Raw genomic sequence first — 20,235 nt, 5'->3', positions numbered from 1 at the left:
GTCACTGCGCGGCGAGCGCCTGCTCGATCGAGGCCATCACGGCCTCGCGCGACGGCGAGGCGCCGCGGTCGCCCAGGCTGGCGGTGTAGTTGGAGCCGACGAGAGGGGTTCGCACGGGCGTGGACGCCCGGTAGATGCCGATCGTGGGACGGCCGAGCGCGGCGGAAAGATGCGTGAGGCCGCTATCCAGTCCCACCATCAGGCGCGCGCCAGCCAGCAGCTTGGCCACGGCGGACAGATCCATGCGGGGCATGACCTCGGCGCCCTCCATGCCGGCCACCAGCAGTTGGGCGCGCTCGGCTTCCTGCTCGTTGCCGGCAAGCAGCTTCAGCGTGCAGCCGGCCTCGCGCAGGCGGCGGAACACCACGCGCCAGTCTTCCTCGGGCCACAGTTTGTCGTCACGGCTGGCCGACGGCATGATCACCGCATAGCCGCGATCGGTGTCCAGGTGGTGCAGCCGGGGCAGCTCGGCGGCGTTCAGGCCGCCGCTGCCCACTTCCACGACCGGCTCGGGCGCCTGGGTCGCCTGGCGCGCGAAGGCCTGCAGTCCAAAATCCGGCAGGCCGGCATGCTGATAGCCGAACGTCAGGCCGGCCAGCTTGCGCTGGCGGATCACCGCCGGCTGCCAGAACTCGACGCGATGACGCACGTTGTAGAACAGCGAGGCCAGCGGCTCGCGGGCAGAGCGCCAATCCAGGCCGTGCTTGACGCCCTGCGTCTGGCGCACCAGCCACGCCGATTTCAGGAGGGCCTGCATGTCCAGGACCACGTCGTAGCGCACGGCGCGCAGCCGTTCACGCAGCGCGCGGCGCTCGGCCCGTACCTGGGCGGACCACCACGACTTGCGCCAGCGCCGGTGCGCGACCTTGATGATTTCGTTGACGGCGGGATGCCACGTCGGGATCTCGGCAAACGCTTCCTCGACGACCCAGTCGATCTGCGCGTCCGGCACGTGCCGGGCGATATCCGTGATCGCAGGCAGCATGTGGACGAGGTCGCCCAGCGAGGACGTGCGGACAATGAGAATGCGAGTGGGCATCAAGAAGAAAGCAGAGGTTCAGGCCGTGCGCAAGGGTCAATCACGGTTGCATTGACCCGTTGGAAGGCGATGGAAAATCCCAAGAATTCCGGCAATTTACAACAAACCGTCCCCTCCATGAGCCTGGGGCGTCCCAAGGGGTGAAATTTTGCGCGGCGCGCGGCGGATGCCTACGGTTCGAATGCCGACGGCCGATAGCCCAGATCCCGTTGGGCGGCGTCATGCGGAAACACCAGGTCCTCGTTCATGCGTTCGGCCATGCCGACGGACCAATGCCGGTAGCGCGGCACACGCCGCACAACCGCCAGCGCAAGCTTGAAGACGCCCAGCGGCACCGTCAGGATGCGGGGCCGCTTGCCCATCGACGCGAACACTCGCGCGACCATCTCGCGGTAGTGAAGGGTTTCGCCGCCCGACAGGTTGTACGCCTGGTTGGCCGCCGCGGGCGCACTGACGGCCGCAACGCTGGCCGCGGCGATATCCGCAGCCTTGACGGGCTGCCGCAAGCCCCGCGCCGCGCCAAACACGGGAAAGACGCCAAACCGGCGGATGAACCGGGCGATTTCGGAAATATTGCCGTCCTTCTCGCCGCCGTAGATCAGGGTCGGGCGCAGGATGACGTATTCGATGCCGGACGCTTCGGCCCATTCGATCAGGGCGGTCTCGGCGTCGATCAGCTTGCGGGCGAGAGCCTGCTCGGATTCCACCGAGGAAGACGTCTTTGTGAACCGGCTGGTCGACGACAGCGCGACGATGCGCTTGGCGCCGCTGGCGCGCAGCGCCTCGAAATACTGCGGCAGGATCCAGATGGGCGCCAGAGACACCCAGACGGGAATGTGTTCGCCGCCAAACACCGATTCCGGCTTGCCCCCGGCATCGGGCAGCGCGCGCCACTGAACCCCGTCGTCCGTGGAGGGGCCGCGCCGGCGCGAATACGCGATGGGCGCGAATGCCTGGGCCTTGAGCTCGCTCAGCAGCGCGGCGCCCACCAGGCTGGTCGCGCCCAGCACGCCGACACGGGGCGCGTCGATGCCGGCCGTCATGGCGACTCCGCCGTGCGCGCGGCCGCGGCCGCAGCATCCTCATGCCCGTTGGCATGGACCTTCGGCGTGTACTCCGGCACCCATCGCAACAGGCCCGCGCGGACGACCTCATCGGCGAACGTCTTTCCGCTATCCAGCCACGCGCTCAATTCGCGCAGGAAATCCGGCGGCACCGGCCGGGAGCGCGCGATGCGCAATTTGGTGTGCGGCGTCGGCTGCGTCTGCTCGCAGTCGGCCAGCAATTCTTCATAGAGCTTTTCGCCCGGCCGCAGCCCGGTGAACTCGATCCTGATCTGCGCTTCGTCGTATCCCGACAGCCGGATCATGTTGCGCGCCAGGTCCACGATCTTGACCGGATACCCCATGTCCAGCACGTGGATCTCGCCGCCGTGCCCCATGGCGGCCGCCTGCAGCACCAGCTGCGCGGCCTCGGGAATGGACATGAAATAGCGTGTGATGTCGGGGTGCGTCACCGTCACCGGCCCGCCATGCTGGATCTGCTGATGGAATTTCGGGATGACGCTGCCGGTGCTGCCCAGCACGTTGCCGAAGCGGACGATGCCGAATCGCGTGCCCGCCTTTTCGGCCTGAAACGCTTCGCAGACCATTTCGGCCAGGCGCTTGGTCGCGCCCATCACGTTGGTCGGGTTGACGGCCTTGTCGGTGGAAATCAGGACAAACCGTTCGGCCTTGTGCCGTTGCGCGCACTGGGCCACGACCAGCGTGCCGCCCACGTTGTTGCGCACCGCCTGCCAGGCGTTGTCGACTTCCATCAGCGGCACATGCTTGTACGCCGCGGCGTGGAAGATCACCTGCGGCCGGTAGCGCGCAAAGATCTCGTCCATACGGTCCGCGTCCTTCACGTCGCCCGCCAGCGTCACCACGTCCACGGCCGGCCAATGCTGGGAGAACCATTGCTCGATGACGTAGAGCGCGTATTCGCTCGTTTCGACCAGCACCACGCGCGCCGGCGCAAAGCGCACGAGCTGATGGCACAGCTCGCTGCCGATCGACCCGCCGGCGCCGGTGACCAGAACGGTGGTGCCCCGGAGCAAGGTGCTCACGTTGGCGGTGTCGATCTGCACGGGGTCACGGCCCAGCAGATCCTCGATTTCGACGGGACGCATCTGGCTGATGGCGACGCGTCCGCTCATCAGGTCGTCGACCTCGGGCAGCACGAAGACCTGCGCACCCGAATGCACAGCCACCTGCGTCACGCGGCGCTGGACCTCGGGCGGCGCGCTGGGCATCGCCAGGATGATGTGGCGCGCCTTGAACTCCTGCAGCACCCCCGGCAGGCTGTCCAGCGAGCCCACGACGGGGTAGCCGCCCAGCTCACGGCCCCACTTCTTGCGATTGTCATCGACCAGCGCCACGACCTGCCATTCGGGGCTGCGCTCGAGCTCGCGCACCAGCGAGGCCGCGCGGCTGCCGGCGCCCACCAGCACGACCGGCTTGCCCTGGGCGATCAGGCCGCCGTACAGGCGGTGTTCCTTCCACATCCGCCACGTGGCCCGGCCACCGCCCATGAACAGCAGCAATAGCAGCGGGTACAGCAGGAACAGCGAACGGGGAATCGAATACGAGGGCGGGACCAGATTGGCCACGATCAGCAGCGCGATCGCCGACACCGCCACGGCCTTCAGCACGCGCTTCAGATCGGGCAGGCTGGCGAACAACCAGATGCCGCGATAGAGACCGGCCCAGCGGCACGCGATGGCGTGCACGACCAGCAGCAACGGCAAGCCGAGCAGCATCTGGTTGCCATAGCCGACCGGCCATTCGAAATTGAAGCGCAGCAGAAAGCCACCCACCCATGCGACGAGCGCCGCAAACAGGTCGAACAGAAACACCATGAGTGAGCGAAATGCGATGGGTAACGGCACGGTCTACGTCCTGCTGCGTCCAGTTAAAGGATTGACAAGAAATTCGGTCAAGCGAATCAACTGCTCAGCGCGGTTCCCGGCGGATACACCGTTTCGGGGGGAACGACCACGCCATACCCCGCGCAGCACCCGGCCTGCAGCCAGGCGCCCGCGCCGATCTTCACCCCCCCGGCCAACTGCACGCCGGTACCCAGGTGCGCGTAGCTGTCCAGATGGGTGTCGTGATCCGCGGTGCTGTGCGCATTCAGGATCGACGCCATTCCAATATAGGCACTGGCGCCGACCATTGCCATCGCCAGGATGGCCGTACCCGCTTCGATGGTGGCGCTGGGACTGACCGACGCCGCAGGGTGGATCACGGTGGCCAGGGGCAGCCCCGCATCCTGGATGGCCGCGACCCAGGTAGCGCGCAACGCATTGTTGCCCACCGCCGCAATCGCTTGCGTAGCGTTGGCCGCCAGGCCGCTCAAACCGGCCAGATTGGACACGACCTTGCGGCCCGCGGCCTCCTGGATGGCCGGCCAGCGGTCGTCAACGAACAGGATCTCCTGCCAGTTTCCGCTGAGCTCGGCGGCCTCGGCCACCGCGCGCCCGTGCATGCCCGCCCCGATAATCACTAGCGATCTCGCCATCGTCTCTTTTTGTCCCTTATTGTCGACCCCAACCGAGCGGCGCCTGCCGGCCATCCATGCCGCTCGTCCTGCTTAAGGCTTGGTCATTCAGCGTCTGGTCACTAAGCGTCTGGTCACTCGGCGCTTGGTCACTCGGCGCCTGATCTTCGTGGTCTCGATCAAGACACGAAACGGAAGTGTAGCAATACGGCCACCGCCCGGCGGCTGCCGACTGCGCCGACGTTAGCACGCCGGCGCCTGAAAACAGAGAGCAGTTGTCCGAGTGTGCGCCGCGGTGTTACGACGGCTGCGGGTGCTGACCCTTGTTCTCGGGCTCTCCGGCCTTGCAGCCGATGGCAAGCGCCAGCAACGGCGCATAAGCCAGCGGCACGCCGACCCCGGGAGACATCCAGCCCCGCGACACGCAAAGCGCCAGGGGAAACAGCCAGAACAGGTTCAACGCAATCACGGTCAGCAACACCGGTTTGTGCGCGCCCAACCGGCGCGTCGCATGCTGGTAGGCGTGCATGCGATGCGCAAGATACACGCGCTCGCCGCGTCCAAGCCGACGCAGCAGCGTCCACGTTGCGTCCACCACAAAGACGCCCAGCAGAATGATCCAGGCCCACAGCAATGCGGGTTGCTGCCACGCGGCTTGCAGCGCCAGCCCCCCCAGGACGATGCCCAGGAAGCTGCTGCCGGCATCGCCCATGAATATGCGCGCCGGCGGGAAATTCCACAACAGGAATCCGGCCACTGCGGCGGCCAGCAGCAGGGGCGCCACCGCCGCGCCGTCGTGGCCGGTCAGGATGTAGATCGCGCTGCCGCCAACGGCCGCACAGATCGCCTCGGAAGCGGCCAGGCCGTCGATGCCATCCATGAAGTTGTACAGATTGAGCAGCCAAACCAGCGCGAAAACGCCCAGCACGCTTGCGGCCGCGGCCCAAAATGCGGACGTCTGGCCCAACACGCCCGCGGGCAGGCCGCCAAACCACGCCATCAGCCAGGCGGCGCTGCCAAAATGCACCAGCAGGCGCCACCGGACCGCGACGTGGCCGCGGTCGTCCAGAAAACCGATGATCGCAACTGCCGTGCCCGCCCCGCCCAGCGCAATGGCGGTGACCGCGGGCAGCAGCCCCAGCAAGACGAGCACCGGCAGTCCGAGCAGAAAGCTCACCACGAAGGCCACGCCGCCGCCGCGCGGGGTCGTCACCACATGCGAGCTACGGCTGTTCGGGACGTCAAGCAAGCTGCGGCTGGCCAGCGCATACCGGCGCAGCGCGCCGGTAAGCAACCACGCCAACCCCAGGGCCGCCGCAAGGATGCACCAGATAATCACTGTAGGCATGATTCGGCAGTCAGGTCACGGTTCAGGACTTCGACCACACAGTCCGATTCACGTAGTCCGTATAGCTCAACACCGCGCGCACGACCTGCTTGGACACCGGGCCGCCTTCGTAATCCTTGACCACGGGAATCACGCGCTCGCCGCGACGGTGCTGGCTGGTGACCACGCGCACCGCGTCGGCAACCCGCTCAGCCTTCAGGCCGCTCATGATCAGCGTGCCTTCGTCCATGCCTTCGGGGCGCTCGTGCGCATTGCGCAGCGTGATCGCCGGCAGATTCAGCAGCGACGCCTCTTCGGTGATCGTGCCGCTGTCGGACAGCACGCAGAATGCGCCCATCTGCAGCTTGATGTAGTCGAGCAGGCCGAACGGCTTCATGAAGCGGATCAGCGGATGATCCAGCGCGTCGCCCAACGCCTCGAGGCGCTTGCGGGTGCGCGGATGCGTCGACACGATGATGGTATGCCCGTAGGTGTCCGCCAGGTTGCGCAGCGTATCGAGCAGGTCGCGCAGGTTCTGCGGCGTGTCCACGTTCTCTTCGCGGTGCACGCTGACCACGAAATACTTGTCTTCGGTCAGGCCTTCGCGGGTCAGCACATCCGACTTCAGGATGTCGTCCATGTAATAGCCAAGGACTTCCTGCATGTGCGAGCCGGTCTTGATGATCGTCTCGGGACGGATGCCCTCGGCGATCAGGTAGCGGCGCGCATGCTCCGTCAGGACCATGTTGATATCGCTCAGGTGATCGAGCACCTTGCGATTCAGCTCTTCGGGCACGCGCTGATCGAAGCAGCGATTGCCCGCTTCCATGTGGAACACCGGAATCTTGCGGCGCTTGGCGGCGATCACCGCCAGGCAGGTGTTCGTGTCGCCATACAGCAGCAAGGCGTCGGGCTTTTCCTGCTCGAAGATCTCATCGGACTTGATGATGACGTCGCCGATCGTCTTGGCCGCGGTATCGCCCGCCGCCCCCAGGAAATAATCCGGCTTGCGGATCTGCAGGTCGTCAAAGAAAACCTGGTTCAGTTCGTAATCGTAATTCTGGCCAGAGTGCACCAGCACATGATTGACCTGGGCATCGAGTTCGGCAATGACGCGGCTCATCTTGATGAGCTCGGGGCGCGTGCCTACCAGCGTCATGACCTTAAGCATCGATCTGCCCCCGGATGTATTCCAGATTCAACAGCAACTTCTTCACACCTTCAACATTCAAACGTTCCGTGTTGTGGGACGTGTAATCGTCCAACTCGGAAATCTCGGTTTCGCCTTCGACGAAATACTTCTTGTAGTTCAGATCGCGGTTATCTGCGGGAATGCGGTAATAGCGGCCCATGTCCTCGGCCTTGGCCATTTCCTCGCGCGAGATCAGCGACTCGTACAGCTTTTCGCCATGCCGCGTGCCGATCACCTTGAGCGGGCTTTCGCCGCCGATCAGTTCCTTCAGCGCGACCGCCAGGTCGGCGACGGTGGAAGCCGGGGCCTTCTGCACGAAGATGTCGCCCTGCTGCGCATGCTCGAACGCATGCAGCACCAGATCCACCGAATCCTCAAGCGACATCAGGAATCGCGTCATGTTGGGATCCGTCACGGTCAGCGGTTCGCCGGTCTTCAACTGGCTGATGAAAAGCGGAATCACCGAACCGCGCGACGCCATGACGTTGCCATAGCGCGTCGCGCAGATCACGGGACCGCGATTGACGGCGACGCGCGACTTGGCGACCACCAGCTTCTCGGCCATTGCCTTCGAGATGCCCATGGCGTTGATCGGATACACCGCCTTGTCGGTGCTCAGCACGACCACGCGCTGCACGCCGGCGGCAATCGCCGCGTTCAGGACGTTTTCCGTGCCGATCACGTTGGTCTTGACCGCTTCCATCGGATAGAACTCGCAGGACGGCACCTGCTTGAGCGCCGCCGCGTGAAACACGTAGTCCACGCCGATCATCGCCTGCGAAATGCTGTCGTAGTCGCGCACGTCGCCGATATGGAACTTGACCTTGTCGTCGGCCAAGGCAATGCGCATGTCCTCTTGCTTCTTTTCGTCGCGGCTGAAGACGCGGATCTCCCGCACATCGGTGGAGAGAAAACGCTTGAGCACCGTGTGTCCGAAAGAACCGGTGCCGCCGGTAATCATGAGAACTTTATTGTCGAACATAAATTAACCATTAATCCGTTAGGGAACCAGGCGATGCGCGTGCATTTCTTGAATCAATTCTGGCCACGCGGGCGGCACATAACCCGTCGCCTGCAGCAGGCGGGTGGCGTCCAGTGACCGATCGATCTTCAAGCGATCATCGGCAACGATGTCGATGCTCTTTCCGTACACCTCTGCCACGAGCTTGAGGAGCGAATACTTGTCGATCGGCGCGACCGCGCAATGGTAGAGGCCATGCAGCTCGGGATGCGGAATCACAAAATCCTTCATCACCCGCGCCAGCTCGGTGGTCGGCAAGCCCGAGAACACCGCGCGCGTGAATCCCTTGACGGAACCCGTCTGCGACAGGAACCAATCGACCAGTGCGACATTGCTGCCCAGTTCGTGGCCGATGATGGACGTGCGCAGCGTGATGGCGTTGGCGTCGGAGGTCACCTCACCGATGTACTTGGACTTGCCGTAGAGATCTTCGGCATCGGAAGGATCCGATTCCAGGTACATGCCTTTGCTTCCGTCAAACACGCAGTCGGTGCTGACGTGGATCAGGCGGGCCGAGGCCAGCGCGCACAGGCGCGACAGGCGGTGCGGCAGCATGGCGTTCACGGGCAGCGCCGCCAGCGGATCCTTGGCATCGGCCAACTGCTTGATCAGACCAATACAGTTGATGACCACGTCCGGCTTGACCCGGCCGATCACCGACACCAGGGAATCGTTATCCAGCACATCGACGCCGGTCAGCAGGTTCTTGCGAAAGCGCTCGTCAAAATAACGCAGTCCCGCCGCGCCGCGCAGCGTGCCCCACGTCTCGAATGCCGGGTCTTCGCTGAAGCGCGCAAACACCGCGCTGCCCAGCATGCCCGTGACTCCTAGAACCAAAATTTTCATGCTAAACCTTCTCTTTCAAATCCAGTTTCTCGGAAAGAATACTCACTAATCGGTCCACCTGCCGGGTTATCTCGTAGTGCTCAAGATAGAACCGGCGCCCGGCGGCGGCAAGCGCATCGCGCTCGTTCTGATCCATGGCGTGCAGGCGGACAATGCAATCGGCCAGCCCGTCGGCGTCCTCGGCGGCGCATACCAGCCCGGCGCCCGCGCTTCGGATCACTTCCGCCCCCGCGCCGTCCAGCGCGCCGATGATCGGCCGGCCGGCGGCCAGATAGGCCTGCACCTTGCTGGGTATCGTCTGCGCCAGAATGGCGTCCCGGTTCAGCGTGACCAGCAGCGCCCCCGCCCTGTCAAAGATATGCGGCATCTGGTCGCTGGGATAGCGGCCGGCCAGTACAACGTTGGACAGGCCGTCGCGTTCGACTTCGTCGCGGATCCGGCCGAGCATGCTGCCGCTGCCCACCAGCACGATCTTGCAGGTGCTCTGTCCCTTCAGCTTGCGCGCCGCGGCCAGAATGGTGTGCAGCGACTGCGCAGTGCCAAGATTACCCGCAAAGACGACGCAGAAACTGCTGTCCAGCGTGGCCAGCAGGTCGGGCGGCAGCGTGCAGGGGCTGCGGGTGGCGGTCTGCGGATCGGGGCTGGAATTGCCGTAGTAGACGATCTTGCGGGCCGACGACAGCCGGGCCACCGGCGCGCGGAAGGCCTCGGACTGCACCAGAAGGAGGGATGCGGCACCATATATCGCCCGCACCATCAGGCCCACGCCGGCAAGAATGCCGCGATTTCGCACGAATCCGGTTGCGCTCAGGCTTTCGGGCCAGAGGTCCTGAATCCAGATCGCCAAAGGCAATTTCTTGCGCCATTTCAGGTAAATCGCGGGAATTACCGACGTGATCGGCGAAAATGCGACCGCCAGCACGACATCAAAATCCTTGTTCCCAACGGCCCGCACGCCGTGGCGCAAGCCGTTGACGACAAACGACAGGTAATTGAGCACCAGATTCTTGCCGCCGCCGGCGCGGCGCGCGCGCAGCGGCACCCGGTGAATCAGTGTGCCATCGTCCCACTGCTCGCTCGTAAAACCCTGCTCGGCATAGCCATCGAATACCTTGCCGTCCGGATAGTTGGGCTTGCCGGTCAGCACCTCGACCACGTGTCCCTGCGCCGTCAACGCGCGGACGAAGTCATTGATGAAGAACTGCTCCGGCCAGAAATACTGGCTGACGATCAGGATTCTCACGTCGCGCTCGCTGCTGAGGAATCGGCGCGCAGCCTGGCCCAGAACTGGCCGGGCGTCTCGGGTTCCACGACCGGGCCGGGCGCGGAAAGCTGGCGCCGCACCGCTCGTGCGATGGACGTGGCCGAGGCCGGGTCGAATGTCTGGACCGGGACGCACACGTCGCGCACGTAATCCAGCTCCGACGCGACGATCTGCAGCCCGGCCTTGGTCGCCTCGATCAACGGCAGGCCAAACGATTCGCCGAATGACGGAAACACCAGCGCGCCGGCCTGCGCATACAACGCCGCCACGCCTTCCCGCGTCAGTTCACCCTGATTTTCCACTCGCAGCCCATGACGGGCCGCGACGTCCAGGAGCTCCCGCGCCAATACCTGGTCCCGGGCGCCCAGCGTAAGGACGAGGGACGGATACAAACCGTCTTCGGCCAGCAGCCGCCACGCCTCGATCAGGCGCCGATGATTCTTGTGCGCCACGCCGTCGGCCACATAAACGAAATCCCACTGGCGCGGGCGGTCCGACTGCGCCACCGGCGTGCCGTCGGTAATGTCGGCCACGAAGGGCGCGACCCGGACGGGCGGCAGGCGCGTCGCCGAGCCAAGCCAATCGAGCACCTCGCGGCGCATGGTCGGCGTCTGGACCACGTATTCCGAGACGCGATGACGGAAGCACCGTCCGATGGTTCGTTCGAACAGCAGGCGCAGCCGCGTGGGCAACGGGAACTGCGACAGCCGCACACCGCGCAGGTAATTCCGGTTCTGCAGGAACACGACGACCCGCGCGCGCGACGGCAGAACGGGAGGCAGGCCGTGAAAGCAGAAAAGAATGGATTGCGGCCCCGCCGCCCGCCGTGCGGCAAATTCACCCTTGAGGCGGGCCAGCGCCGTCGGCGCGACCCAATACACGGCGGCGCCCGCGGGAATCTCCAGGCGCTGCTGGACTCGCGCATCCAGGAAAAGACGCAGCGGCGCGCCCGCCGGCCACGCGCCCAGCAGCGCCTGCAGCAGCACAAAGCCGCCGCCTGTGTGCACGTTGGGCGCGTAAAGGACGACTTCTACAGCCATGATGGGAAGCAGCTTATGGGCATGGATAGGTGGAAATGGGCGTTGCCGTGCGGGCAAGCCAGCGTCAGAGCCCCTCCAGGATCTCGCCGAAGCGCTGGGCGATCCGTCTGCCGCTGAATGTATCGCGGTAGCCCTGATCACACCAATCGGCCCCGTCCTTGCGCAGGACGTGATCCACGGCGCCTTCAACCGCCTTTTCGATCTCTTGGACGTCGGACGGGCGGGCGTGCCAGCATCCCAGCTGCTTCATCGCGTCTTCGGAACCGCCCGGCGGTGTCAGGCCCACGATCGGGGTATCCGCGCCGATGTAATCGGACAGCTTGCTGGGCAGGAACAGGTTCTGGCGCACATTGGCTTCGATGAGCAGCAGGATGTCCGCGTCGTACATCTGCTCAAGCGATTCCACGAACGACACGTTGCCGACGGCGCGCACGGTGCCTTCCGGCAGGCTCTTGGCCGCATCGCTGGCCAGCATCTCGGGCGGCACCAGGCCGATCAGTTCGACGCAGAGCACACCACGCAGGTCCGGCCGCCGCTGAAAGAGGCGCACCAGCGCCTGGAACAGCGGTTCGGGCGACCGGCGGCCATACAGCACGCCCACGTAGCGCATGACGATGCGATCGTTCCTGGCCTTGGGGCGCTGCGGGAACAAGGCTTCGTCGAAGGCATGGGGAATCACGTCGGTGCGGCGGCGCACGGATTCGGGCTGCCCCTGCATCATCAGATCCAGCGAGTACCGCGAGCTGTGCACGATGAAGTCCGCCGCAGCAACTGCGCGCGGCTCGTGCCGGGCGTTCCACATCTTGGTCAGCCCGCTGACCTCCAGCGGGTTGCCGGCCCACGGATCGCTGAACTGCGCCAGCCACTTCACATTGGGCCGCGCCTTCTTCACGCGCGTCATCACCGCGTTGATCGAATGAAACGGCGACCACGTCATCACGGCGTCGTACTGGCTCAAGTCCGTGTCCATGAGCTTGCTGTACGCGGATTCCCGCAGCACGGTCATCAGGTCCGGCACACGATCCAGCTTGCGGATGGACGAACGCAGGAGCGTCATCAGGCCCTTCGCGGGCCGCAGACGATCGATCTTGCCGAAGGTCTTTTCGGCGAACGGCAACAGGCTATGGTCCAGCGGCAATTCGGCGCAGAAGGAATCCGCGCACACGACGTCGACGTCGTAGCCGGACCGGGCCAGCGCGGCCATCGGCTTGTAGACCGCGGCCGTCATCTGCACCTGCATGGGCGGGAAGGCATAGCTGAACAGAAGAATCCTGCCCTTGCGCGAGTTCGGTTGGTCCATGGTGCTTGAAACGTTATCCGGCAACACGGCTGGCTCCCGGAATCAGACGAATCGCGGCCGCAATGAGGCCGCTGATGAAAAAGGTGCTCAAGGAAATCAACAGAATCACAAGGAAAACGGGCAGATGCTCGGACGCGATGCGGATCGTGTTGCTGTAGCGCACATGCTCCAGAACGACCACGTGCACGAAAAATATGATGAAGGCGCGGTCGCTCATCCATTTTGCAATCGCCGCCGACCGCGCGGACAGGTCGAATGTCATGAACGCAAGAAACGCGGCGATCGACGCGATGATGACGTTGGGCGTGAAATACACGTAGGCGCGCTCGACCGCCACGCCGGCCTTTTCGCTGAAGCGCCAGGTCAGATAAAACGTGATGGCCGAGCAGATGGCGTAGACGGCGATGCACGTCCAGCGGGGAATGGCCTTGCGGTCGATGGTCGCCAGCAGGCCGCCCAGCACGAACAGACCGCCATAACCCAGGAAGCTGGTGAGCTGCATGATCCGTAGCACCGGCAGCGGCCAATACAGCGGCACGCAAGTGACGGCAAACCAGACCACAAAGAAATAGACGCCCAGCGACGGGCGGCTTCGCAGCACTTCATAGATTGCCTGCAGGAACGGCAGCAGGATGTACAGCCCGACGATCATGTACACGAACCACAGGTGGTACATCGCCGGTTCGGTAAATATCGAAAACAGGTTGACCCCGAAACCACCCAACGCGTTATTGCGGTACAGGTACGCGGCGCTCCAGAAGACCAGCGGGATGAACACCTTCAAAACCCGGCGCAGGATGCTTGCCGTCGAGGCCACCGGCAGGCCCGGGCGCAACAGCATCGCGCCGGAGATCATCACAAAGAGCGGCACCGCCACGCGCACGGCGGAATCCAGCGCATTGGCCGACAACCAGTCGGGCAACGGACTCTTGCCGAAGGCGTAGAACGCCGCGCCGCAAGAGTGGATCAGCAGCACGCCATAGATGGCCACCACGCGGCACAAGTCCGCCCAGGCCGCTCTCTGCTTTCCAGGGACCGCGTCGGATTTCGGATCCGCAATCCCGGTGGTCAACGTATCCGCCGTGGTCATTTTCCCGACTGCCTTCCCTGGATCACACGTTCATAAACGTCCACCATACGCTGCGCCTGCAGGCGTATGTCGTAGTGCTGCTCCGCCAATTGGCGGGATCTTGCGCCTCGTGCCAACCGTTCTTGCGGGTCGCTGATCAGGCGCTCCATCGCCGCCGCCAGCGCCGCGGCATCGCGCGACGGCACGGCCAGGCCCGCTTCCGGCGTGAACACGACCTCGGGCAAGGCGGTGCCTTCGAAGCAGATCGTGGGCTTTCCGCACGCCATGGCCTCGACGGCCATCAACCCGAACGAATCCGCCAGCGAAGGCATCAGGAACAGGTCAGTCGCACTATAGACGTCCTGCATCACGCCATCGTCATTCGTCCAGCCTAGTTCGACAACCTGAAACCTTTCCTTGAACTTGTCGACCCGGCCCTTGTCATTCAGCGTCAACAGGCAGATGGGCACCTGCGTCTGCAGGCGGTCCAGCGCCTCGATCACATACTGCAGGCCCTTGAAGTCGTTGACCACGGAGCGAAAGCACAAGACCAGTCGATCGGGCTCGATGCCCAGGCGGGCCTTGGCCGCGGCCTGATCGGCCGGCTTGAAGAAATCCAGGTCCAGGCCAAACGGCACCTTGTGGACGGGCACGCCTTCCAGCAGGGGCGATTGCCGCACCATGTTTTCCATCCAGCTCGAGGCCACCAGGATCTCGAAGTTCGAACGGCGGTAAGCCGAACGCTTGAGCCGGAAGTTCAGCGCCGTCGTATCGTGCTGAATTGCAAAATCGGTCTTCAGGTCGGGACACTGGCCGCAGCCTGTTTTCCAGCGCTGGCACGAAAACGGGTGGATGCAGTGGCCGGTCATCGCCCACGGATCATGCAGCGTCCACAAGGAGGGCTTCGCGGCCGTCATCGCGGGCAGCGACTGCATGCTCAGGAAGCCCGAATGGACGATGTGGTAATGGACGAGGTCCGCCTCGCGGAATGCATCCATGCGGCGCATGTGCATGCCGTTGGAATACAGCTGCGACTGCAGCGACAGCACCTTTTCCACGCCGCGCGTAAGCCGGTTGACCTTGCGCGCCAGCTTGCCGTGCAGGCTCACGACGTCTTCTTCCTGACGGTCCTGTTCCCAAACGAAATGCTTTGAGGAGACCCCCAGCGCCTCGAGGTGAGGCTTCAGGGATAACCCATTGAAGCGACGCCCCGGCGACTGATATCCGTTAACTTGCAAAACTCTCATGGTGTGCCCGCCAATCCTCTTGTGTCGAACCAGGCCCGGTGCGAACGCCATCCATGCATGCTTTTCATGTGTGTCCTGTCCGCCTGGTACTACATGGGATTTAAATCATTCTCGTCATCGCGACAACGCAACCATGCGCTACTGTCGTCGCCCCCGGAAACCTCACACCGCTCAGGCAGACATCAGTTCGACCTTCCGAACAGCGCCCGATACGCGCGCCGCCAACGCGAGCCGGCCTCCGCAAGCGCCCTGCTTTGATATTGTTCCAGCGTGGTGCGCATGGCCGCGATCTCCGCAGCCTGCGTCTGGATCACCAGTTGCTGATTCGCGTCATGCGCCTTGGCGTCCTCGAGCAGCGACCGCATATGCCGGCCGTCGATGCGCACCAGCAGCTTGGCGGACTTGACGTAGGTAACCCACGGCGCGCCGATACGGCCTTCAACGCCGCCGTTGATCCAATGCTGCACGCTGGATTCCTGCGCAATGTACTTCTCGACGTGGTCGTCAGTGATGCCGATGCTCTGCATCCGCAGCGCTTCGCGCAGCAGTTCCAGGATCTCCAGCGGCGTGCCTTCGGCCGGCGGGGCGCAGCTGGACACGCTGGCCAGGCTGCCGAACAGACCACGCAAAATGACGTAGGACAGCGTCAGGTCCGATTCCAGCTTCCATTCCTTGTCGAAGAATGCCAGCTCGCCGGGCGCGACTTCCATGCAGTTCAACGGAGTCCAGTCGAACAAGGCCCCGGGCACCGCCTTGTCCAGCGACAGCGACACGGCAGGTCCCAGATCCGCCTCGCGGCAGATAGCGTCGATCCAGGGACGCGCCCAATTGCACACGTCGGTGGCGGACCAGCCCGGTGTATTCAACACCTTCACCAGGCCCAGCCACCAGAGATTGCCGTTCAGATACGGACCATCGTCGATCGAATGGGTGACCGGCACCTGCGGCGCCGGCTGCTGGGTCACGTGATCCCGTGCCGTGCGGACTTCACCGCCTTCCAGATAAAAGCGCTTTGCGGTGGCAAACGCGGGATGCCGTTCAACGCTGTAGTGCCAGGCAAGATCCTGCGCCTCGCGCAACGCCGCCACCGCCTTCTCCGACTTTCCGGCAATGATCAGGAACGAGTTTGCCAGGTCTTCGGCCAGGCCATTCTCGTGAATCGAATTCCAGGCCTGCTCCAGCGAGAAGGAAGGAACGATCCAATCGGGACGGGCGCGATCGCGGCCGACCGTGCCGGTCAGGAGCGGCCGGGCGGCAAACGGGCCCTTCGGATCCAGACCCTTCGAGGTCAAGAGCGACACCGGCATGTGATAGTCCGGCAGCGGGAACAACACTTCCTGCGCGCTCAATCCGACGGAGCCCAGAATGCCCTTCAGCTCGTCCAGTCCGAACCGGATGATGGTCTCCGGTCCGTACTGCCCTTCGACGCCGTAATAGGGCACGTCCACGTTGGGCTCTGGAAAGCCCGAGAAATACTTGAGGCCCAATTTGTTCTGGATGGCAATGACCAGCACGCCGTCGTCGTTGAGCTGACGCGCGGCATTGGCAAGCAGATCCAGCTCGGCGCGGTCGCCGCAATGGGAAAAGAGGCGGGCGTACTGCAATACGCCGATCATCGTCACAACGTCGAATTTCTTTTCGGCGTTGAAGTCTTCGATGCGGTCGCAAACCACCGTGACGTTCTGCAAGTCGGCGGTGCGCTGGCGCGTGATCGAGGCGCGGTGAGCCGAAGCCTCCAGGGCAACGACGTCGCCGCCCAGCTCGCCCAGGTATCGCGTGATGATGCCGCAGCCCGAGCCCAGTTCCAGCACGCGTCCGCGGCAGAGCTTTTCAAGCGGCCGCAGGATGTTCGCGCGGACCGGCGACAGGTGACAGGCCGAACGCCAGTCCCAGACGGCGCCGACCAGCTCGCGCGAAAACAGCGAGCGATCCTGGGCCTGCGCGATGATGCGTTCGATCTGCTGCTCGAACTCGGCGCCATCGGTGTAGGTGAATTCGGGAATGCTGCCGTCCGTTTCCGGAAACAGCATCCCTTTATGTTCTTTGTAATCGGTCGGAAGATTATGCATTTCAGTTCTCTATCTTGCCGGTCGCCATCATTTATTCAGAGACCGCATCCAGCAAGATCCTGGGTTGGAATCCGATGTCGAAAAGGCCAGTCGCGGGCCGCGGCTCGTCGGCCATCACGCGGAAGACGATCGCGTCGACGATACGATGATGCAACGAACCGTCTTCGCCCTGGGCCGCGAAGGTGCAAAAATACGTTGCCGGATTAAGCGAGCATTCGAATTCGAATTCCAGATCGAACGACGTGCCGGCCGTGAAGTCGATGCCGTGCTCATCCAGAATGGGATGGGCGCAGCCCGCCAGGTCGATGCCGGACGTGGTTCGGATCAGCGCGTAGAACCGGACCGCCGGGCAGTCTTCGGTGAACTGAACGCTGCACTTCAGTTTGTAGCGATGGCCGCGCAGGATGTGATTGACCTGCGCGCCGCCCAGCGTCTGCAGCATGGGCGATCCCAGCTTGGCGCCCACCTCGTCATAGGACAACGTGTCCGGCACGAAGCTCGCGTCAAAGAACGGCTCAAGTCCGCCCGTGGGGGTCTCGCTGGCCGCCGCCTTCTTTTCTTCGGTTTCCGGCTCAGCCGCACTGGCCGCGCTCTCGCCCTCGGCATCGATGCGGCGGATTTCCGCGATCAGTTCAATTGCCTTGTCGCCGGTGGTATTACCCAGCTTCTGGCCAAAATAAACAGCGCGTTTCGGGATGCCCGTGAACAGGCGCTCGCCGGCATTGAGCAAAATGGCGCGGTCGCACAGGTTGATGATGGCCGCGCCCGAATGCGACACAAACAAAATCGTCGCGCCGCGATTCTTGATCGCGTCAATCCGGGCGAAACACTTGCGCTGGAAAGGCTCGTCGCCCACCGCCAGCGCCTCGTCAACGACCAGAATGTCGGGATCCACGTTGATCGCCACGGCAAACGCCAAGCGGGCATACATGCCGCTTGAATAATGCTTGACCGGCTGCTCGATAAACTGGCCAATATCGGCAAACGCCGCAATTTCATCGAAACGCTGCTCGACTTCGCTTTGCGAGAGGCCCAGCACCATTGCGTTCAGGAACACGTTTTCGCGGCCGGTGAACTCGGGGTTGAACCCCGCGCCCAGCTCCAGCAGGGCGGCAACGCGGCCATGCGTCTCGACGGTGCCGGAAGTGGGCATCAGCGTGCCGCAGATCATCTGCAGCAGCGTGGACTTGCCCGAGCCGTTACGGCCAATGATGCCGACGGTCTCGCCGCGGCCGACGTTGAAGGACACGTCGCGCAGCGCCCAGAATTCCCGGAAATAATTGACCGGCGGGCGTCCAAGCATATTGCGCACCCGGGGCGCGACAAACTGCTTCAACCGGTCGTGCGGCCGATCGTAGATCTGATAGCACTTGCTGAGGCGATCTACGCGAATGACATTGCTATCAGAGGACATCAGCAAACCCCTTGCGCGCCTTCTGGAACCACCAAAAACCTGCCCACGCAATCACCATGGCAATAGCCGCATAAATACCCAGCGCGCCCCAGTTCGGCAATTTGCCGTAAAGCAGCACATTCCGGGATTCTTCAATAATCAAGGTCAGCGGATTCAACATCACGATCATCTGCACCTTGGGCGGCAGATTGGAAATCGGATAGAACACCGGGGACACAAACAGCAGCACGGACATCAAGAGACCGATCGTCTGGCCGATGTCGCGCACATACACGCCCGTGGCGGAAAGAAACCATGCGAAGCCCATGGTCACCATCAGCAGCGGAATCAGCACGATCGGGAAGAATATGGCCGTCCAGCTGATGGAGCCGCTGAGCACCAGTTGTGCAATCAACAGGACGCACACGCTGATGGCCGCATGGAACAGCGCCGCCCCCATCGCCACCCAGGGAAAGATCTCGAGCGGAAAGACGACCTTCTTCACGTAGGTCACATTGCTCTGGATCAGGCCGGGCGCGCGGCTGATGCACTCGGAAAACAGCCCGTGCACGATCAAGCCGACAAACAGCACGACCGCAAAATTCGCGTGGCTGGCTTCCTGGCTGACGCCCCAGCGCGCCTTGAAGACGACCGTGAAGAAAAACGTATAGACCGTCAACATCAAGAGCGGCGTAAAGAACGACCACGCCAGCCCAAAAATTGAGCCGCGATAGCGGCCCAGGACTTCCCGCTTGCACATTTGAACGGCGAGCTTTCGATTGCTCCAGATGCTGTCGAACATCGCAGCCGGAGATACACGCTGTGCCTGATGAGGATTCACACTACCTATCCCGCTTGAACGCCCCGCTTCAAACAGACGCGGGGCGGACATAAAGTTATTGGAAATAATCGCGATACTGGTCGCCGACAAATCCGCTGAGCGCCGTTTCGGCGGCTGATTCATCAAGCAAAATATGGGGCCCAATATGCGGCTGGCGCGACGCCTTGAAATTCTTCAGCGCGCATTACAGCCAGTAAAATATTGGCAACAATATCTTTGCAAACCATTCAAATTGAACAAAATCAAACTGAAGGCGCAAAGTGCGCATACTAAGTTTTAGCGCAACTGAACATCATAACATGCGGAAAACGCCGTTCTATGCGGATCTTCGGCCTTTTTCCCTCATCCCGACTCAACAAATAATAGTAAGTCTCACTATCCTTCAGTGGGAGAAGGTGCCGCCAATTCGTGGCTATTTTCTCCGGACCGGTCCACAATGGATTCACAACACTGTTGGAACAGGGAGACAACCATGCGCATTGCCGATGCCCAATGGATTCCTTCGACGCAGCACCAGACATGGGATGCGTTGACTGACCCGCGAGTGTTACAGAAGTGCATCCCCGGGTGTGTCGAAGTCGCGATGCGTAGCCCGACCGAATATGCGGTCACGTTGCGCGCCAAGATCGCCGGCATCGACACCGACTACGAAGGCGAGATCCTGCTCTCCGACATGAACGCCCCCGACAGCTGCACGCTGGTGTTCGAAGGCAAGGGACGCGCCGCCTGCCTGGCGATCGGCACGGCGCAGATCAACCTGTCCACCAAGGACCAGGGCACCCGCGTGGCCTACACGGTCGCCGGCATGGCCGGAGGCAAGCTGGGCGAGTGCGGGGAAGGCGTCCTCTTGAAGGCCGGCGAGAAGATCATCGAGAAATTCTTCGCGTCCTTCATCGACCACATGGCGGCACAGCCGAGGATGGCGCCCCCTCCCCCGCCTCCCGAACCCGAGGCGCGGGGTCTCTCCAATTCCCGCTGGTCATGGATGCTGGTCGTGCTCGTCATCGCTGTTTTCTGGGGATACCACACGTTTTACAAGTGATAACC

17 protein-coding genes are annotated in these 20,235 nt (G+C 63.2%); 1 reads left to right on the top strand and 16 read right to left on the bottom strand.

Translation table 11 applies throughout. The features are described from left to right. Nucleotide 1: 1 nt before the first annotated feature. From waaC to AC6LJW_RS07740, 16 genes are all read right to left on the bottom strand, one after another. Nucleotides 2-1,039, bottom strand: a complete 1,038-nt coding sequence (gene waaC, locus AC6LJW_RS07815) for a lipopolysaccharide heptosyltransferase I (protein WP_498086906.1) — start codon at nucleotides 1,037-1,039, stop codon at nucleotides 2-4. A 170-nt stretch (nucleotides 1,040-1,209) separates the two neighbouring features. Beyond that, complete coding sequence (locus AC6LJW_RS07810) at nucleotides 1,210-2,082, bottom strand: SDR family oxidoreductase (RefSeq protein WP_200949486.1); 873 nt, start codon at nucleotides 2,080-2,082, stop codon at nucleotides 1,210-1,212. Next, nucleotides 2,079-3,938 (bottom strand): polysaccharide biosynthesis protein, encoded by a 1,860-nt coding sequence (locus tag AC6LJW_RS07805; RefSeq protein ID WP_498086910.1) that lies wholly within the window; start codon nucleotides 3,936-3,938, stop codon nucleotides 2,079-2,081. The genes AC6LJW_RS07810 and AC6LJW_RS07805 overlap by 4 nt, the downstream gene beginning before the upstream one ends. A gap of 86 nt (nucleotides 3,939-4,024) precedes the next feature. Continuing rightward, on the bottom strand, nucleotides 4,025-4,600 hold the full coding sequence (locus AC6LJW_RS07800) for a PglD-related sugar-binding protein (RefSeq protein WP_056571180.1): 576 nt from the start codon (nucleotides 4,598-4,600) through the stop codon (nucleotides 4,025-4,027). 277 nt (nucleotides 4,601-4,877) lie between these two features. After that, nucleotides 4,878-5,927 (bottom strand): MraY family glycosyltransferase, encoded by a 1,050-nt coding sequence (locus tag AC6LJW_RS07795; RefSeq protein ID WP_498086905.1) that lies wholly within the window; start codon nucleotides 5,925-5,927, stop codon nucleotides 4,878-4,880. A 22-nt stretch (nucleotides 5,928-5,949) separates the two neighbouring features. Then, nucleotides 5,950-7,077 (bottom strand): non-hydrolyzing UDP-N-acetylglucosamine 2-epimerase, encoded by a 1,128-nt coding sequence (wecB, locus tag AC6LJW_RS07790; RefSeq protein ID WP_056571176.1) that lies wholly within the window; start codon nucleotides 7,075-7,077, stop codon nucleotides 5,950-5,952. Continuing rightward, complete coding sequence (locus tag AC6LJW_RS07785) at nucleotides 7,070-8,080, bottom strand: polysaccharide biosynthesis protein (protein ID WP_056571174.1); 1,011 nt, start codon at nucleotides 8,078-8,080, stop codon at nucleotides 7,070-7,072. The genes wecB and AC6LJW_RS07785 overlap by 8 nt, the downstream gene beginning before the upstream one ends. Nucleotides 8,081-8,098: 18 nt before the next feature. After that, entirely contained in the window at nucleotides 8,099-8,965 is an 867-nt protein-coding gene (locus tag AC6LJW_RS07780) for a dTDP-4-dehydrorhamnose reductase family protein (protein ID WP_056571171.1), read from the bottom strand. A gap of 1 nt (nucleotide 8,966) precedes the next feature. Next, on the bottom strand, nucleotides 8,967-10,208 hold the full coding sequence (locus tag AC6LJW_RS07775) for a glycosyltransferase family 4 protein (protein WP_427985549.1): 1,242 nt from the start codon (nucleotides 10,206-10,208) through the stop codon (nucleotides 8,967-8,969). After that, entirely contained in the window at nucleotides 10,205-11,269 is a 1,065-nt protein-coding gene (locus AC6LJW_RS07770; protein WP_498086904.1) for a glycosyltransferase, read from the bottom strand. The genes AC6LJW_RS07775 and AC6LJW_RS07770 overlap by 4 nt, the downstream gene beginning before the upstream one ends. A 64-nt stretch (nucleotides 11,270-11,333) precedes the next feature. Then, nucleotides 11,334-12,569, bottom strand: coding sequence for a glycosyltransferase family protein (locus AC6LJW_RS07765; RefSeq protein ID WP_056571165.1), 1,236 nt, complete (start codon nucleotides 12,567-12,569; stop codon nucleotides 11,334-11,336). A 13-nt stretch (nucleotides 12,570-12,582) separates the two neighbouring features. Beyond that, the gene (locus tag AC6LJW_RS07760; RefSeq protein ID WP_427985557.1) at nucleotides 12,583-13,659 is read right to left on the bottom strand and encodes an acyltransferase; all 1,077 of its coding nucleotides are present in this window, start codon (nucleotides 13,657-13,659) and stop codon (nucleotides 12,583-12,585) included. Then, entirely contained in the window at nucleotides 13,656-14,747 is a 1,092-nt protein-coding gene (locus tag AC6LJW_RS07755; protein WP_498086903.1) for a glycosyltransferase family 4 protein, read from the bottom strand. The genes AC6LJW_RS07760 and AC6LJW_RS07755 overlap by 4 nt, the downstream gene beginning before the upstream one ends. Before the next feature lie 320 nt (nucleotides 14,748-15,067). Beyond that, the gene (locus tag AC6LJW_RS07750) at nucleotides 15,068-16,915 is read right to left on the bottom strand and encodes a class I SAM-dependent methyltransferase (protein WP_056571159.1); all 1,848 of its coding nucleotides are present in this window, start codon (nucleotides 16,913-16,915) and stop codon (nucleotides 15,068-15,070) included. A gap of 70 nt (nucleotides 16,916-16,985) precedes the next feature. Then, a complete protein-coding gene (locus tag AC6LJW_RS07745; RefSeq protein WP_056571281.1) occupies nucleotides 16,986-18,368 on the bottom strand; it encodes an ABC transporter ATP-binding protein in 1,383 nt (460 codons plus the stop codon). Then, nucleotides 18,358-19,149, bottom strand: coding sequence for an ABC transporter permease (locus AC6LJW_RS07740; protein WP_056571157.1), 792 nt, complete (start codon nucleotides 19,147-19,149; stop codon nucleotides 18,358-18,360). Before AC6LJW_RS07740 ends, AC6LJW_RS07745 begins: the two co-directional genes overlap by 11 nt. Before the next feature lie 511 nt (nucleotides 19,150-19,660). On the opposite strand from AC6LJW_RS07740, the gene AC6LJW_RS07735 reads away from it, so the two are divergent. Beyond that, entirely contained in the window at nucleotides 19,661-20,230 is a 570-nt protein-coding gene (locus AC6LJW_RS07735; protein ID WP_427985562.1) for an SRPBCC family protein, read from the top strand. Nucleotides 20,231-20,235 lie beyond the last annotated feature (5 nt).

This window comes from Achromobacter sp. 1012554356 (genome assembly GCF_059760815.1).
This window is presented reverse-complemented; position numbering and strand designations above follow the sequence as displayed.